Annotated in this window: 14 protein-coding genes and 2 pseudogenes; 10 read left to right on the forward strand and 6 right to left on the reverse strand. The window is 67.6% G+C overall.

Features of this window, described 5'->3' with window-relative positions:
- Positions 1–56: 56 nt before the first annotated feature.
- The gene (locus AB0915_RS28340; protein ID WP_366693773.1) at positions 57–440 is read right to left on the reverse strand and encodes a nuclear transport factor 2 family protein; all 384 of its coding nucleotides are present in this window, start codon (positions 438–440) and stop codon (positions 57–59) included.
- Between the two features lie 182 nt (positions 441–622).
- On the opposite strand from AB0915_RS28340, the gene AB0915_RS28345 reads away from it, so the two are divergent.
- Positions 623–1,222 (forward strand): TetR/AcrR family transcriptional regulator, encoded by a 600-nt coding sequence (locus AB0915_RS28345; protein ID WP_366693774.1) that lies wholly within the window; start codon positions 623–625, stop codon positions 1,220–1,222.
- 334 nt (positions 1,223–1,556) lie between these two features.
- Here the strand turns inward: AB0915_RS28345 and AB0915_RS28350 are convergent, their stop codons facing one another.
- On the reverse strand, positions 1,557–2,543 hold the full coding sequence (locus tag AB0915_RS28350; RefSeq protein WP_366693775.1) for a L,D-transpeptidase: 987 nt from the start codon (positions 2,541–2,543) through the stop codon (positions 1,557–1,559).
- A gap of 442 nt (positions 2,544–2,985) precedes the next feature.
- On the opposite strand from AB0915_RS28350, the gene AB0915_RS28355 reads away from it, so the two are divergent.
- From AB0915_RS28355 to AB0915_RS28375, 5 genes are all read left to right on the forward strand, one after another.
- Positions 2,986–3,309 carry a transposase gene (locus tag AB0915_RS28355; protein ID WP_366693776.1) on the forward strand — a complete coding sequence of 108 codons (324 nt, stop codon included), beginning with the start codon at positions 2,986–2,988 and terminating at the stop codon, positions 3,307–3,309.
- Positions 3,306–3,647: a PadR family transcriptional regulator gene (locus AB0915_RS28360; protein WP_114248512.1), complete on the forward strand. Its 342-nt coding sequence runs from the start codon at positions 3,306–3,308 to the stop codon at positions 3,645–3,647. Before AB0915_RS28355 ends, AB0915_RS28360 begins: the two co-directional genes overlap by 4 nt.
- Entirely contained in the window at positions 3,644–4,603 is a 960-nt protein-coding gene (locus AB0915_RS28365; protein WP_366693777.1) for a hypothetical protein, read from the forward strand. The genes AB0915_RS28360 and AB0915_RS28365 overlap by 4 nt, the downstream gene beginning before the upstream one ends.
- 95 nt (positions 4,604–4,698) lie before the next feature.
- Positions 4,699–5,607, forward strand: coding sequence for a phosphatase PAP2 family protein (locus AB0915_RS28370; RefSeq protein WP_366693778.1), 909 nt, complete (start codon positions 4,699–4,701; stop codon positions 5,605–5,607).
- Positions 5,608–5,721: 114 nt separating this feature from the next.
- Complete coding sequence (locus tag AB0915_RS28375; protein ID WP_366693779.1) at positions 5,722–5,979, forward strand: hypothetical protein; 258 nt, start codon at positions 5,722–5,724, stop codon at positions 5,977–5,979.
- A 210-nt stretch (positions 5,980–6,189) separates the two neighbouring features.
- On the opposite strand, the pseudogene AB0915_RS28380 reads toward AB0915_RS28375, so the two are convergent.
- Both AB0915_RS28380 and AB0915_RS28385 read right to left on the reverse strand, forming a co-directional pair.
- A pseudogene (locus AB0915_RS28380) lies at positions 6,190–6,625 on the reverse strand (leucine zipper domain-containing protein); the annotation flags it as partial.
- Entirely contained in the window at positions 6,622–7,884 is a 1,263-nt protein-coding gene (locus AB0915_RS28385; RefSeq protein ID WP_366693780.1) for a beta-ketoacyl-[acyl-carrier-protein] synthase family protein, read from the reverse strand. The gene AB0915_RS28385 and the pseudogene AB0915_RS28380, both read right to left, overlap by 4 nt.
- 67 nt (positions 7,885–7,951) lie before the next feature.
- Here AB0915_RS28385 and AB0915_RS28390 point away from each other — a divergent pair, with 67 nt between their 5' ends.
- Complete coding sequence (locus AB0915_RS28390) at positions 7,952–8,569, forward strand: TetR/AcrR family transcriptional regulator C-terminal domain-containing protein (RefSeq protein ID WP_366693781.1); 618 nt, start codon at positions 7,952–7,954, stop codon at positions 8,567–8,569.
- Between the two features lie 130 nt (positions 8,570–8,699).
- On the opposite strand, the gene AB0915_RS28395 is transcribed toward AB0915_RS28390, so the two are convergent.
- Complete coding sequence (locus tag AB0915_RS28395) at positions 8,700–9,050, reverse strand: DUF6300 family protein (protein ID WP_366693782.1); 351 nt, start codon at positions 9,048–9,050, stop codon at positions 8,700–8,702.
- Positions 9,047–12,640, reverse strand: coding sequence for a DNA polymerase III subunit alpha (gene dnaE, locus AB0915_RS28400; RefSeq protein ID WP_366693783.1), 3,594 nt, complete (start codon positions 12,638–12,640; stop codon positions 9,047–9,049). The genes AB0915_RS28395 and dnaE overlap by 4 nt, the downstream gene beginning before the upstream one ends.
- Before the next feature lie 473 nt (positions 12,641–13,113).
- Between dnaE and AB0915_RS28405 the strand changes: the two genes are divergently transcribed.
- From AB0915_RS28405 to AB0915_RS28415, 3 genes and pseudogenes are all read left to right on the forward strand, one after another.
- The gene (locus AB0915_RS28405) at positions 13,114–13,560 is read left to right on the forward strand and encodes a DUF6083 domain-containing protein (RefSeq protein ID WP_366693784.1); all 447 of its coding nucleotides are present in this window, start codon (positions 13,114–13,116) and stop codon (positions 13,558–13,560) included.
- A gap of 146 nt (positions 13,561–13,706) precedes the next feature.
- Entirely contained in the window at positions 13,707–13,979 is a 273-nt protein-coding gene (locus AB0915_RS28410) for a DUF6225 family protein (RefSeq protein ID WP_366693785.1), read from the forward strand.
- A 214-nt stretch (positions 13,980–14,193) separates the two neighbouring features.
- Positions 14,194–14,652, forward strand: a pseudogene (locus tag AB0915_RS28415) (IS200/IS605 family accessory protein TnpB-related protein); the annotation flags it as partial.
- Positions 14,653–14,747: the final 95 nt, after the last annotated feature.

Here is a 14,747-nt window from a genome sequence, read left to right on the forward strand (position 1 = left end):
ACCGGCCCCGGGTTGTCAGGGAACAGCCCGCGCTTTCCTCGCGCTGAGCGATCGGATCAGGCATGCAGGAGCGTGGCGGCGTAGGCGGGGTTGGTGTAGTCACGCCAGGCCGCGATCTTGCCGCCGCGCAGTTCGTAGACGGCCATGTTCATCACCGGGGCCAGCTTCCCTCCCGGCAGCGCGAGCCCGTGGATCTGCTCGGCGATGACCACGTCGCCGTTCACCGCCTGGTGCACGGTCTCGAAGCGGACCTGGGCGAAGTTCGCGAACACTCCCTTCCACAGCGCGATCACCGCTGCGCGCCCGTGGACCGGCTCGTCGCCGTAGGCGGAGAAGGTCACGTCCTCGGTCAGGAACGGGACGAGCGCGTCCGCGTCCTTGGCGTTGAAGGCGCTGACGAAATCGCGGACGAACGCATCGTGCCGAGTGACATCGGACATGGCAGGGACCTCCAGAGGATTGGGCGGCTCGCCGGCGTTGGCGAGCCGGTTGGGTATGACCGTGAGCGTAGAACTCAGATTTTGGACCAGCAAGTCCAGAAATGGTGGCTGGTCCGTTGTCCATCAGGCCATGGGCTGGTATTCCTGAACCAGCAGTTGGTGCTGGGAGATAGGCTGCAGACATGGCACTGACCGCTAAAGGGCGCGCCACCAGGCAGCGCATCATCGAAGGAACGTCGGCGCACCTTCGAAGCGACAACCCGGGAACCGTGACCCTGGACGACATCAAGGCGATCACCGGGACCAGCAAGGGGCAGCTGTTCCACTACTTCCCCGGCGGCAAGGAGGAACTTCTGCTTGCCGCCGCCCGATTCGAGGCCGCGCGTGTCATCACGGACCAGCAGCCCCATATCGACGCGCTGACGTCCTGGTCGGCCTGGGCTCGTTGGCGGGAGGCGCTGGTGGCCCGATATCGCGCTCAGGGGCCGCGCTGCCCGCTCGCAAGCCTGATGGACCAGGTCGGCACCACGCCGGGTGCCGCCGAAGTGGCCTCGACGCTGCTCGCCGAGTGGGAGGGCCTCATCCATCGGGGGATCACCGCCATGCAGGCGCAAGGTCTCATCGGGCCCGCCTTCGATGCGGACCGTGCTGCGGCCGCCTTCATCGCGGGTATTCAGGGGGGCGTCCAGGTGCTCCGGTCCACGGGGGACAGCAGTCATCTGGAAGCGGTGGTCGACCTGCTGATCGATTACCTGAAGTCCCAGGAGCCCCAGAGGAGTTGATTCGACCTCGGGCTGCCGCACGCGGACGGGCCGCGCCCAGGGCGCGGGTCCGCGCCCTCGTACGCCCCGACTGCGCCGCTCAGCCCCGAGACACCTGATTGCGCGCCTCGATGGCCTTGATCGTGTTCTTCAGCGCCTTCTCCAGCGCACCTTTGCCGATGCCGCCCAGCAGCACTCCGGTCCCGCAGGGAAACGGCCCAGGTCAGCCGACCGAGCCGGAGTTTTCACGCGGGACACGGAGGCCAGCCGTTTCTGGTCAGCCCGAAGGGCGAGTACGACGGTGGCCTCTCGGTCAACATCATTGGGTGCTGACAGGCGCCGCCACCGCAGCGTGTCACAGCGTCGCGGTCGTCTCCTCCCCGTAGGCGCTGCCCGCGAGCCACTGGTCCCATCCCAGGTTGAAGTCGGCGTAGCCGTTGTCGGCCGGCGCCTTGGCACGGGGCGAGCCGGTGATGGTGACGGGGTCGCCCTGCTTCACCTGGCCGTAGAACCACTTGGCGTCCGACATGGACAGGTGGACGCAGCCGTGCGAGCCGCGGGCGCTGCCGCTTCCCGGATTCGGGTCGCCGGTCGAGTAGTGCACGTATGTGCCGGACTGGGTGAGGTGGACGTCCCAAGGCAGCGTCAGGTCGTAGTAGTTGGGGCTGCCCTTGTCGCAGCTGATACCGACGCTGCAGGAGGTCATGTGGACCTTCTCCTGCTTGTCGATGACGGCCATCGTGCCGTTCCACGTCGGATACTGGGCGCTGCCCGCATTGATCGACAGGGTGCGCACCACCTTGCCGTTCCGGGCCACCTTCATGGTGTGGCCGGTCACCGAGACATCCGCGCGCACGTCGTCACCGATCTTGAAGGTGTGCGTGTAGCTGTGCACGCCGTAGCGTCCGTTGCCGTTGCTGACGCCCTTCATGTCGGCGTCGATCTTCACCGTCGTACCGGAGGGCCAGTACGCCTTCGGCCGCCAGTCGGCGCGCTTGTCGCCGAACCAGTGCCAGGCGCCGGTCACCGGTTGCGAGGCACTCACCTTCATGTGCTTCTCCACCGTGGCCCGCGCCTTGGCCGCCACCGGGTTCGTGAAGATCACCGAGATCGGCATGACCACACCGACCGTGGTTCCCGTCTGTGGCGTGATCGTCTCCAGCAGCATCGGCGGACCCGCGGGCTCCGTCGGTGACGGCGAGACACTCGCGCTCGGCTTGCCCGACGCCTTTGCGTCCTCCCCGCTCGCCTTGTGACTGCCGCCCCCGCCGCAGGCACTCGCGCCCACCAGCATCACACCCGTGACGAGTGCGATCCCTATGCCGCCCTTGCGCCGTCCCACAACCTGCCCCGCTCTCTCGCTCCACGGCCCTGACGGGCCCGACTCACCGTCAGACGACAACGGCGTGGGCCGCAGTTGCGTGTGTCGCGTAAAACGTGTCTCAAGACTCGTCGACTCCGACCACGAGGGTTATCCGGCTCCCGGCATCCATGGGCTCACGTTCTCATGGCGCTGTTGCAATGCCTGTGAAAACTGAGCAAGAGCAGCTGTCTCCGTGCGGATGCCCGGAAGCCCAGCAGCCGGTGCTACCGACTGCTGGGCTGCGCGGTTGACGGGTTCAGGGAGTTTTCTCGGGTGGCAGGGCCAGGTCGAGGAACTCCGTGCGTGTCTTTTTGTCGAGGGTGCCGTCAAGAGACAGGGCCGTGCGGAGGGATCGGGCGCTGACGTCACGTGGCGTGTTCCACCGCCGCTCAGCGTCTCCGACGATCTCTGCGATGGTCTGGTGGGCCTGCTCAGGATGATGCCGGATCAGCCAGTCGAGCATCCTGGCGATCGTTGGGGTGATCCCGTAGAAGCCTTCGCTGCCTTCCCCCGCGAAGTCTGGAAGCTGATCTGGTCCAACAACCCCCAAGAACGCCTGAACTCCGCTCGGCCCGGACCAGGTCGCGGTGAGCATCCGCCGATGCCGCGCGGGCGCGTCGAGGAGACCGCCGTCGCGCCCGCCGGCCGGGACAGGGTGACGCTCGCCGCGGGGGTGGAGGCGCTGTCGGTGATCACCCAAGGCTGGCAGATATATTTCGTAGCTCGATATATGCTCGACGCATGACACGACGGAACCCGTCCTTGACGGAACCGCAGTACTTCATCCTTGCTGCGCTCATGGATGGACCGTTGCACGGTTACGGCATCATCAAGGCTGCCGAGCAGGCCACCGACGGGCGGCTCCGAATCGCTGTCGGCACTCTCTATGGCGCGCTGGAGCGGTTGGAGCGGGCCGGGCTGGTGGCCGCCGGCGACGAGGAGATCGTGGACGGGCGGGCGCGGCGCTACTACCGGCTCACGGAGGACGGCACCGAGGCGCTCGGCCGGGAGGCGCTGCGGATGCGGCAGGCAGCGGCTGTCGTCCTCGGGCGCTCGCGGGATGCCGGGGTGGCCCCGGCATGAACCGTCTGCTGCTTGCGGCCTACCCCGAGCCCTACCGCTCCCGACAGGGAAAGGAGTTGCTGACCTGCCTGTCCGAGGCGTATCCCGGCCGTTCCTGGCCCCCGCCGCGGGAGGTCGTCGCCTTGGTCCGTGCCGGGGTGCAGGCCCGCGCCCGTGCCGTCGTCGACGACACGGCCCGGCCGTGGTGGCTGGACGGCATCCATCTGACTGCTCTCGTCCTCGCCACGCTGGCGCTGGTGCCGTACCTGCAGGATGTGTGGCACTGGGCACTGCACATCGATCCCGGCCGGCATGCCATCGCCTTCCACTTCTCCGGTTGGTACCCGTGGGCGCAAGGTCCCGGCACGCAGACACGGCTCCTGCCCTACGGGCTGCTGCCGCTGGTCTGCCTGATCGCCCTGCTGCGCGGCAAGCCGTGGATCGCCCTGCCGGCCGCAGCAGCGATGATCTACGCCGGTGCCACGTCCAACAGCAATACGTTCTTCGGTGACGAGGGCAAGGCGGGCCTGGGCTACTACGGGCTGGGCACTCCGATAACGGCCCGTGACCTGGTGCTGTCCGGGGCACTGTGCACCGCGTGCGCCGTGCTGGCGGCCTGCCGTCCTGGCCGGCTGCGGCGCCACTCGTACCGCTGGCTGGTCCCCGTCGTGCTCGCCATGTTCGTGGCCGGGAGCCTGCACATCATCTCCGTCAGTCCGGCCTTCCAACGCGGCCTGTTCGCCCTCGAAGTCGCTGCGCTGATCGCCGCGTGGGTGGCGACGGCCGCCACCGGCGACTACCGGTGGATGGTCCCCGTCGCGGCGTTCGCGTTCATCCGCACACAGGCGATCGTCATCCAGCCGAACGAGTTCATACGGTCCCTGCCGGACCTGGTCGTCCTCCTCCTCCTCATCGCACCCCTCCCGACCCTGGCGATCGCCGCCCGGCGCCGGCAGAGCCGGGCGCTCCTCGAATAGGAGCAGACCCCCGGTGGGCCGGCAGAGCCTGCCGGCCCACCTGCGCCCAAAGCGGCGCGGGCCCGCACCGCTCCCCCACGAAGACCGAGAAAGCAATGACTCAGCAAGATCCCTCGACCCTGTCCACACACCCTGACCCCGGCCAAGTCCCGGGAACCACAGCCGAACCCAGCCCTGCGGGGACGATACGGCTACGGGTCTCGGCTCCGCTGTGCCTCCTGGGGTTCCTGGCGGTCTACGCGATCGCTGTCTGCACCCCGTTCGGGCAACGGGCGGAGAACGCCCTGCTCAGCGGATACGGAGCCGAACCGGCATGGATCTACGACTGGTCGGGGGCGGCCTACGGTTCCTCGGCCATGCCGCCGCTGGAACAGACCGCCATGCCCACCCTGCTCGTGGGCATCGCGGTCATCGCGGCCGTCACTCTGGTGCGGAGGTGCTGGTGGCAAGGCTGCGCGGCGACCGGGATCGTCATGGTCACGCTCGGGAGCAAGGAACTCGCCAGGATGATCCTGCCCCGCCCCGATCTGGTGGACGCGCACGTCTCGCTCATCGAGCCGAGCTTCCCCAGCGGACACGTAGCCATCCCCGCCGGGCTGGCCCTCGGCGCCACCCTCGTCGCTTCCCCCCGCATCCGCCCCTACGCCACCGCGGCCGGCATGCTGTGGCTCGCTGTCTCCGCCGGCGCCGTCCAGGCCACCTACCACCACCGGCCCAGCGACGTACTGGGCTCCACACTGCTGGCCTGCGCCTGCTACAGCCTCGCGGTCCGGTTGCTGCCACCGGCCGCGGCACCAGGCGTCACGCGGCGCCCTCGTGCGCTGCCGGCGGTCGCCCTGGCACTGTCAGCGGCCGGCGCGCTCGTCGCCGGCGCGCGGGACGACTCCGTCACACAATCGCTGGTCTTCGCGGCAGCGGCCTTCCTGTGCGCGGCCCTGTTCTGGTTCACCACAGCGGAGGGGTCCGCACACACCGCACGCCGCACACGCCCCGCACCGGGCTGATCACCCGACCAGCTCCGGGCGGGAACCGGCGCATCCCGGCAAAGCCGCGGTCCGACGCCACCGCCCAGTCGTAGAAGCCGTCGACGCCCGAGCGGGGATGCGCTCCCGCCCGGCGTGTCCTCCCGTAGTCCGGTCAACGACTCGGTGGCGGCCGTACCGGCAATTCACCAGGAGCTGGACCGGGCGACCGTGCGCGGCACCACGCAGCGCGGTGAGTTCGTGCACGGCGTCGGTAATGATGCGGGCCGCGCCCGGGGTGTTGAGGACGTAGTCGCGTACGCCCGCGTCGCGGCCGGTCCGGCGGGCAACGACGTCGGCCAGGGCCAGGTCGTCACGCAGTGGCCGGGCTTCTGGGTGCTGGTCTCGCCGTAACGTCCCCGGCAGCCCAGGGTGTGGCCCTATTCGGAGTACTGCGCCGGGCTCCGCGTCTACCGGATCTGCCGATGGTCGGGCGAGCCCGGGCGACCATCGGCAGATCCGGTTGTGCAGTTCGCGGTGTGCAGTCTGTGACCGAGTGGCCTGAGAGAAGCCTGTCGGCGGCACCAGGGTGGGCACGACGATCGAGAATCACAGAGAGGCGTTCACGTCGACGTTCCCCATGTGGCCGGGCCGTCGAGCAGTGGGCGTCTGCGGCTCTCGGTTGGTCTTGCCGTTGGGATCGATGAACTCCCGTCGGTTCAGACCGAGGGCGGCCAGGTGCCGGGTGACCGTACGGCGCGAGATCAAAATCCCGTAGGCGGCGAGCTCGTGGGCGATGCGAGTGGCCGACCGTGGGCACGCCGCATCTCCTCGATGCGTGTGACCACGTCGACTGGTGTCGCACTCGGCTGATGATGTGGCGTCGAGCTTCGATCAACCAACCCGAGTTCGCCGTGTCGCCGGTGCCGGTTCACCCACTTCGACGCCGTTGCTCGGGAAGCCCCATCTATGCGGCGGCATGCGCGATCGGACGAGTCTTGCAACGCTCGATCAATCGGCGGCGACCCTCCACGGACAATGGTGCGTTCGTTTGGGTCATGGTGTGGTCGACACCGTACGGGAAGCGTGGTGCCGTGCGCCGGTGACGATGAGTGAGACGTTCTGCCCACCGAAGCCGAAGGAGTTGCTGAGCACGGCTTCCTGGGGGACGTCTCGTCGCTCTGCGACGACATCGAGGTCGATGTCGGGACCGACGCCGGCCGCGGTGAGGTTGCGGGTCGGCGGGATGACGCCATGCTTCACACTGAGGACGGCGATGAGCGCCTCGATTGCGCCGGCGGCACCAAAGAGATGGCCGAGCGCCGCCTTGGGGGCTGTCACGGTGGCGCGGCCGAAGACCTCCCCGATCGCGTGCGCCTCGGCGACGTCGCCGACCGGCGTTCCGGTGGCGTGGGCGTTGATGTGGCTGATCTGCTCGGGGGCCAAGCCGGCTTGCGCGAGGGCCTTCCGCATGGCCGAGATCTGACCGGAGCCGTCGGGAGCGGGCGCCGTGATGTGGTGAGCGTCGGCGGCGATGCCGGCGCCCGCGAGTACCGCGTGGACGCGCGCGCCTCGGGCGCTGGCGTGTTCGGCACTTTCGAGCACTACGACAGCCGCGCCTTCACTGAGGACGAATCCGCTGCGGTCCGCGGCGAACGGCCGGGAGGCTGAGGCGGGTTCGGCGGTGTATCGCGACAGTGCTTGTGCCTGGGCGAAGCCGGCGACGGTGATCGGGGTGATCGCGGCCTCGGTTCCACCCGCGATGACCACGTCCGCCTCGCCGGCACGGATGAGCCTGGCCCCCAGGGCGATCGCCTCGGCACCGGAAGAGCACGCCGAGACGGGCGTGTAGACCCCGGCCCGCGCGCCGTATTCGATACTGATCAGCGCTGCCGCCGCATTGGGCATGAGCATCGGGACCGTGCGTGGCGAGACGCGGCGTATCCCGGCCGCCTCCAGTACGTCGTCTTCCTTCAGCAGCGTCCGTACGCCCCCGATGCCCGTGCCGATCGCTGATGCGAGCCGGTCCGGGTCCACCCGCGGGGCACCGGCATCGGCCCAGGCTTCGGCCGCCGCGGTGAAGGCTGCCTGCTGTGAGCGGTCGAGCCGCCTGGCCTGCACCGGCAGCAGCGACTCGGCGGGGTCGATCGCCATCGTCCCCGCGACGGTGTCGGGAAGGCCGGCGTCCTCATGGTCGGGCAGGACGCCGCCGCGGATGCCGGACTCGCCGGCAAGCAGGGCGTCCCAGGTGGACTCCACGTCTCCACCGAGTGGCGTGATCGCGCCGAGTCCGGTCACGACGACTTCAGTCCGGTGCATGCCCTTGGACCTTTCTTGTATGCGATACAAGTGAACGAAGCCTTGTTGTATCACATACAATTTGGGTGTGGAGAAGAAGCGAACCGAAGCTCGATCAACGTCGGCTCGGTCGCGTGACCGCGGTCGCGCGACGAGGCGCCGGCTGATTGAGGCAACTGCACGGCTCTGCAAGGAGCGGCCCGGCGCTGAGGTGAGCGTCGCGGAGATCGCGAACGCGGCAGGCGCCTTCCCCAATCAGGTCACCTACTACTTCGGCTCCAAGGACTCGCTGCTCGTGCACGCCGCCTTTCTCGGCTTGCTGCACGACGCCCGACGGATTGAGCGCATCGGTCGCCAAGCCCCCGATGCGGCGGCATTTCGACGCAACATCGCCCGCGCCGTACTGGCCATGCCCTCGCTCCCATCGGTCGCGCGAGCACTCGCCGCCGGGGTCTCCAAGCCCGAACTCGCCCCCGTGGTCGACCAGCACCTCCAGTTGCTGTTCCGACAATCCGAGCGCTTCGTGAGCCAGCTCATCGACAGTCGCGGCTGGAGGACCCGTCGACCGCTCAGCGTGGAGGCCAGGACGTTCTGGAGCACCGCGCTCGGCGCAGTGCTGCTCGTCCGCGCCGGGGCACACGGCACTGTCGCCGAGCTCGACCTCGCCGGAGCATTGACCATCCATAACGAACCCGAGCGCGGCTAGCTCAGTCGAACGGGCCTGCGGCGGGGACGTGCGCGCTTCCCGCGCGACGGTGGCCGTATCGATCGGCCTGGCGCACACGGCGCGTCGGATGTTCTGCTGGATCACACCGTTGCCTGCGGCCCACTGGCCGCTACAGTTCGCCGCGTTGCCAGAGGTTCTCTTCCTCGGCGAGTTCGGCCAGGTTGGGTAGGCGCAGTCTCAGTGCTTCGACCCAGTCGTTGGCCAGGTCGGTGAAGGCCGTGATGTTCTCCGGCGTGACCCTGCCGCGGACCGCGAGGAGCGGGAGGAGTTCTGCGGCGTCAGGGTCTTGGGCATCGCAGTTCGAGCACAGCACGAAGGCCCGGATCCCCGGCACGTCCTTGTCCTTCTGGTTCTTCCAGGAATGGGGGAAGGAGACGTGCAGGTGCCCTGGCCGGTCGCAGCGTCGGCAGTCGGGGACTGCGTCGAGGCTGTGGACGGGTAAGGGCTCGTGGTCGCTCATGCGACCCCCAGCCAGGCGTCGGGCCCAAAGGTGCCCTTGATGTCGGAGGCCACCGAGGTGGGGTCCACCTCGAAGCCGAGTTCGTAGATCACTGTCTTCTGCGGGGTGCGTACCTGGAGACGGACGGGGCTTTCGCCCTTGTGCGCTGACAGGATCCGCTTGAGTTCCTCGACGGCGGGTTCGTTCACCTTGTGGGAGAGGAAGGAGAGCTGTACGGGGGGCCGGCCGCCGTGTTCGGCTGAGGACACGTCCAGGACCTGGATTTCCTGGCCGAAGATGCTGACAGCTCCGTCGCGGTCGTTGAGGCGTCCCTCGATGGAGACGACGCTGTCGGGGAGCAGTGCGTGCTGGACCAGGTTGTAGACAGCGGGGAAGAAGAGGATCTCCATCTCGCCGTCCCGGTCCGTCAGGTTGATGATCGCCCAGGCGTTGCCTTGCTTGGTCATCCGCCGGTCGACGCTCGTGATCAGCCCCGCGAGGCGTACTGAGCCTTCGGTGCGGCCGGAGCCGAGGAGTTCACTGATGGTGGTGTCCCGGTTGCGGGAGAGGATGTGCTCGGTTCCGTCCAGGGGGTGGGCGGAGACGTAGAGGCCGAGCATCTCTCGTTCGGTGGCGAGGAGCTGCTTGCGCGGCCATTCGTCTTCACCGATCGGGAAGTCGAGACCGAAGCCGGCATCGGAGTCGGCGCTGTCACTGCCGAGGTCGGCGAAGAGATCGTCCTGGCCGTAGGCAGCGGCCTTCTTCACGGGGATGACGGCGTCGATGGCGTCCTCGTGGATCGCGGACAGTCCCTTGCGAGTGTGGTTCAACGAGTCGAAGGACCCGGCCTTGATGAGGGATTCGACGGCACGCTTGTTCAGAGCGGGCAGGTCGGCTTTGTCGAGGAAGTCCCCGAAGGAGGTGAACTTCCCCTGCGATTTGCGTGAGGCCACGAGCGAATCGATGACGTTCTCGCCGACGTTGCGGACCGATCGCAGTCCGAAGCGGACGTCGTCGCCGACGGCAGTGAAGTTCGCGACGGACTCGTTGATGTCCGGCTGCAGCACTTGCACGCCGAGCTTGCGGGCGTCGGCCAGGTAGATCGCGGCCTTGTCCTTGTCGTCGCCGACTGAGGTGAGGAGGGCTGCCATGTACTCGGCCGGGAAGTTGGCCTTGAGGTAGGCGGTCCAGTAGGACACCAGTCCGTAGCCGGCCGTGTGGGACTTGTTGAATGCGTACCCGGAGAAGGGCAGCATGACGTCCCACAGCGCCTTGATGGATTCCTCGGAGTACCCGTTGCCCTGCATACCTGCGTGGAACTTGTCCCATTCCGCGGCCAGGACCTCGGGCTTCTTCTTCCCCATGGCCCGGCGCAGCAGGTCTGCGCCGCCCAGGGTGTAGCCGGCCAGTTCCCGGGCGATGGCCATGATCTGCTCCTGGTAGATGAGCAGGTGGAACGTGTTGCCGAGGATGCCTTCCAGGGCGTCCTTCAGCTCGGGGTGGATCGGTTCGATCTCCTGGCGGCCGGTCTTGCGGTGCGCGTAGTTCGTGTGCGCGTTGGCTGCCATGGGGCCTGGCCGGTACAGGGCGAGGGCTGCTGCGATGTCTTCGAAGCGGGAGGGCTCCATCAGCTTCAGCAGGGTGCGCATGCCGCCGCCGTCGAGCTGGAAGACGCCGAAGGTGTCGCCGCGGGCCAGGAGTTCGAAGGTCTTCTTGTCATCCAGCGGGATTCCTTGAGCGCCGCCCAGCGGGACGGTGTCGGTGGTCAGGTTGACCCCGCGGTTCTCCCGGATGTTCTGGATCGCGTGGTCGATGACGCCCAGGTTCCGCAAGCCCAGGAAGTCCATCTTGACCAGCCCCATGTCCTCGCAGCTGGGGTAGTCAAAGCCGGTGATCTTGACGCCGTCCTTGGCGCGCATGTGAAGCGGGATGCGGTCGGTGAGTTTGGTCTTGGAGAGGATGACCGCGGCCGCGTGGACACCGGTGCCGCGGATCAGGCCCTCGACGCCCATGGCGCCGTCGACGACTTTCTTGACGTCCAGTTCGTTCTCATACAGGGCCCGGATCTCACCGGCCTCGCCGTAGCGGGGGTGCGAGGAGTCGAAGATCCCGGAGATGGGGATGCTCTTGCCCATCACGTCCGGCGGCAGGGCCTTGGTGATCCGCTCGCCGTGACTGAAGGGGTACCCCATCAGACGCGAGGTGTCCTTGATCGCGTTCTTGGCCTTGAGTTTGCCGAACGTGTTCACCATGGCGGTGTACTCGGTGCCGTACTTGTCCACGACGTAGCGCACCATCGCGTCACGCTGACGGTCGTCGAAGTCGAGGTCGACATCCGGAGGGTTGATGCGCTCCGGGTTGAGGAACCGCTCGAACAGCAGACCGTGCTCCAGGGGGCACAGCTCGGTGATGCGCGTGGCGTACGCGACGATCGAGCCGGTGGCCGATCCACGGCCCGGGCCCACGGGAATGTTGTTGTCCCGGGCGTGCTGGACGATGTCGGCGACCACGAGGAAGTAAGAGGAGAAGCCCATGGGGCCGATGACTGTCATCTCGGTCTCGAACCGCTCCATGACCTCATCCGGAATCGGAGAGCCGTAGCGCATCTCAAGACCCTTGAGGACGTCCTTCCGCAGCCACGACTCCTGGGTCTCCCCCTCGGGGACATCCGGGAACTGTGGCATCTCGTCCTCGGGAGCGAAGACCTCCTCGTAGGACTCGATGCGCTCCGCGATCAGCAGCGTGTTGTCGCACGCTTCCGGAAGTTCGGAGAACAGCGACCGCATCTCGGCCGCGGTCTTCAGGTAGTAGCCGCTGCCGTTGAACCGGAACCGGTTCGGATCGTCCTTGTTCTTGCCCACACCGATGCAGAGCAGATTGTCGTGCGCGTCCGCGTGCTCCTCGAGCACGTAGTGCGCGTCGTTCGTCGCCAGCAGCGGGATGTCCAGGTCCTTCGCCAGACGCAGCAGATCCGCGCGGACATTGCGCTCAAGGTCCAGGCCGTGATCCATCAGCTCCAGGAAGTAGTTCTCCTTCCCGAAGATGTCCTGGTACGCCCCGGCGACGGCCCGTGCCTCGTCGTACTGGTTCAGTCGTAGCCTGGTCTGGATCGCCCCGGAGGGGCAGCCCGTCGTGGCGATGATCCCTTCTGCGTGTTCAGAGATCAGCTCCATGTCCATCCGCGGCTTGCCCGCCGGGAACTGCCCCGTGTACGACGCCTCCGTCGACATGTAGAACAGATTCCGCAGCCCCTGCACGTTCCGCGCCCACATCGTCATATGAGTGAAGCGGCCACCGCCGGAAACGTCCTTCGAGCCCTCACCGTCGTCCGACATGGCCCGCACACCGCCAGGACCCCAGAACTCCTGCTTTCGGTTACGCCGCGAAGACGGCGCGACGTACGCCTCGATCCCGATGATCGGCTTCACATCATCGTGCTTCTTGGCCACCTGCTGGAACTCGTACGCCCCGAACATGTTGCCGTGATCGCTCATCGCGATCGCCGGCATCCCCTGACGCTCGACCTCAGCGAACATCGGACCGAGCCGCTGAGCACCGTCAAGCATCGAGTATTCGGTGTGATTGTGCAGGTGAACAAAGCTGTCCGACACCGGGCACGCACCTCCGAGGAGAGCCGACGGGAAGGCCCCACCCTATCCCTCAGCACCCCTGAGACTGCGGCTCCCATCTGTCCCATCCGTGATCGAAAATGGGGGCAAAACGATGACCTCGGCATACAGCCGAAAGTCGTCAGGTTCTCTCCGCGTGTCCACGGGAGGCGACCGATGACTCAGCGCTGTCCCCTGGCCTCGGTGGGTTCAACGAGGTCCGACCGGGCGGCGGATGACGGGGGTTGATGGCCCGCACCCGTGTGGCGTCGTGCTGCGCCTGCCGGATCCGGTCGGTGTCGACATCGACACCAGTGGGCTGACGCCTGCCCAAACCAGCCAAGGGTCGAATCAGCCGCTGAGCTGCTGCAGGCCCCGTGTGGCGCCGTACAGCCACTCCGGCATCCCAGGGCCACCCCTGTACCGGCCGGATCGCGCCCTACCGCACCTGAGAGCCCGTCCGGACCCTGAACCGTATGGGGGACACCAAAGCACCACTCACCGCCACGGAATGGGCCGCCCGCCAACAAACCGAAGACCATGCGCAAGGCGTTCGTGATGGCGCCATCCCCGGACCGCGGCCGGCGCCCGAATGCCCCGACTGCGGACTCGCCGGGGACATCCACCCCACCTACTACGGGTGGTGGACCCGCCTCGAGCCCGAAGACCCCGAACCTCTCCTCCCCCACACCGTGCCACCCCGGCAACGCTGGCACGTCGACACCGGCGGGTCCGCCTGGAACACCCAGGACGACGAACCACTGCCCATGGCCGTCTGCCAGATCAGCCACCACATCGTCTGCCCACGGACCGAACGACCCGACCTCACCCCATGGCTGACCGCCCGCACCGAAGCGAACCGGCTCCGCGCCGAGCTGCTGGAAGGCCGCCAGGCACAGGACGACCAGGACGGCACCGCCTGACCCCGGTACGGTGTTCGGCGGCTGGGCTTCGGTTCACCCCCGGCGATCAGTTCTTCACCCCGGCCATGTGCCCCGGATCAGCGCTCCGGCCCGGGGCGCAGCCGTGTCTCCACCGGCAACGCGGCCCGGTCCGGCACTCTGTGCCCATGACCGAAGTCTTCGAGCACAACCCGCAGATCTGGAACGCCGCACAGCTCCGCGACGCACTCAAAGACCTGCCCGACGACGCACCCATCCACATCGGCGTCGCAGACGACCCCGGCGACTTCGACGGATACCGGGACTTTGTCCTCGTGGACGCCCATCAGGTGGAGAACTGGTGGCCGGCCACCTCCACGGCGCCGGAGCGTACCGAGACAGCGGAGGCGTTGACGCTGTTCGCCGACTGGGAGCCTGGCGCATACGACCGCCTGGACTGAGCTCGACTCTGTCGGCGATCTTGGAGTCTCCCGGTGCGGCAGCATGATCAGCGGGCATGCTCGGGGCTGTTTCGAAGGGGGTGCGAGCTGTTGCCGGTTTGCTGCGCTGAAGTGAGTTGTGGTGAGCGGGAGTGAGTTCTGTCGGTGGGTTTGCGGGGGTTCTGGGGCCGGATGGGTGACCTTGGCGGGTGCTGCTCGTTGGGCTGGATGGCAGGTGCCCGGCCTGGTGGGAGGGGGTGACGCGGTGGGTGGTGTGCGGAGGTTGGCCGCATCCTTCGTGGTGTCCGGGCCGTGCGGGGTGGCGGTCCGGGACCGTCTGGGGCACCTCACGCCCCAGGACGAGAAGGTCCTGCGCGCGGTCGGTGAGCATCAGGGTGCGCTCGCTTCCCGTGATCTCAGGGCTCGCTGCGCGGATGGTCTGGAGCACAGCGCGGACACCTGGGCGTCGCGCAAGCGGGACCTGACGGCGCTGTCGTCGTCGCGGATCGCGGGTGCGATCACCAAGGCCACACACGATCAGTGGGCACTGGCGCGCCGTTGCCAGGCGGCACACATCCGGACGCTGGAGGCCGGGATCGGAACGCTGCGGCACCGCCTGTCCCTCCCGGTCGGTGAACCCGGAACGAAGCCGGCCGCAGGAGGCTACCGCTCCCGGAGTGAGTGGTTCCACAAGGGCGCTGTCACGTTGGCTGATGGCGTGGGATGATCTTTGGGTCGATCATGTTGGAGGGGCGGGCCGTCCGTGGTGAGTGCACCGCCGTCGTACAA

This window comes from Streptomyces sp. NPDC048411 (genome assembly GCF_040704695.1).
In the GTDB taxonomy this organism is placed as follows: Bacteria; Actinomycetota; Actinomycetes; order Streptomycetales; family Streptomycetaceae; genus Streptomyces.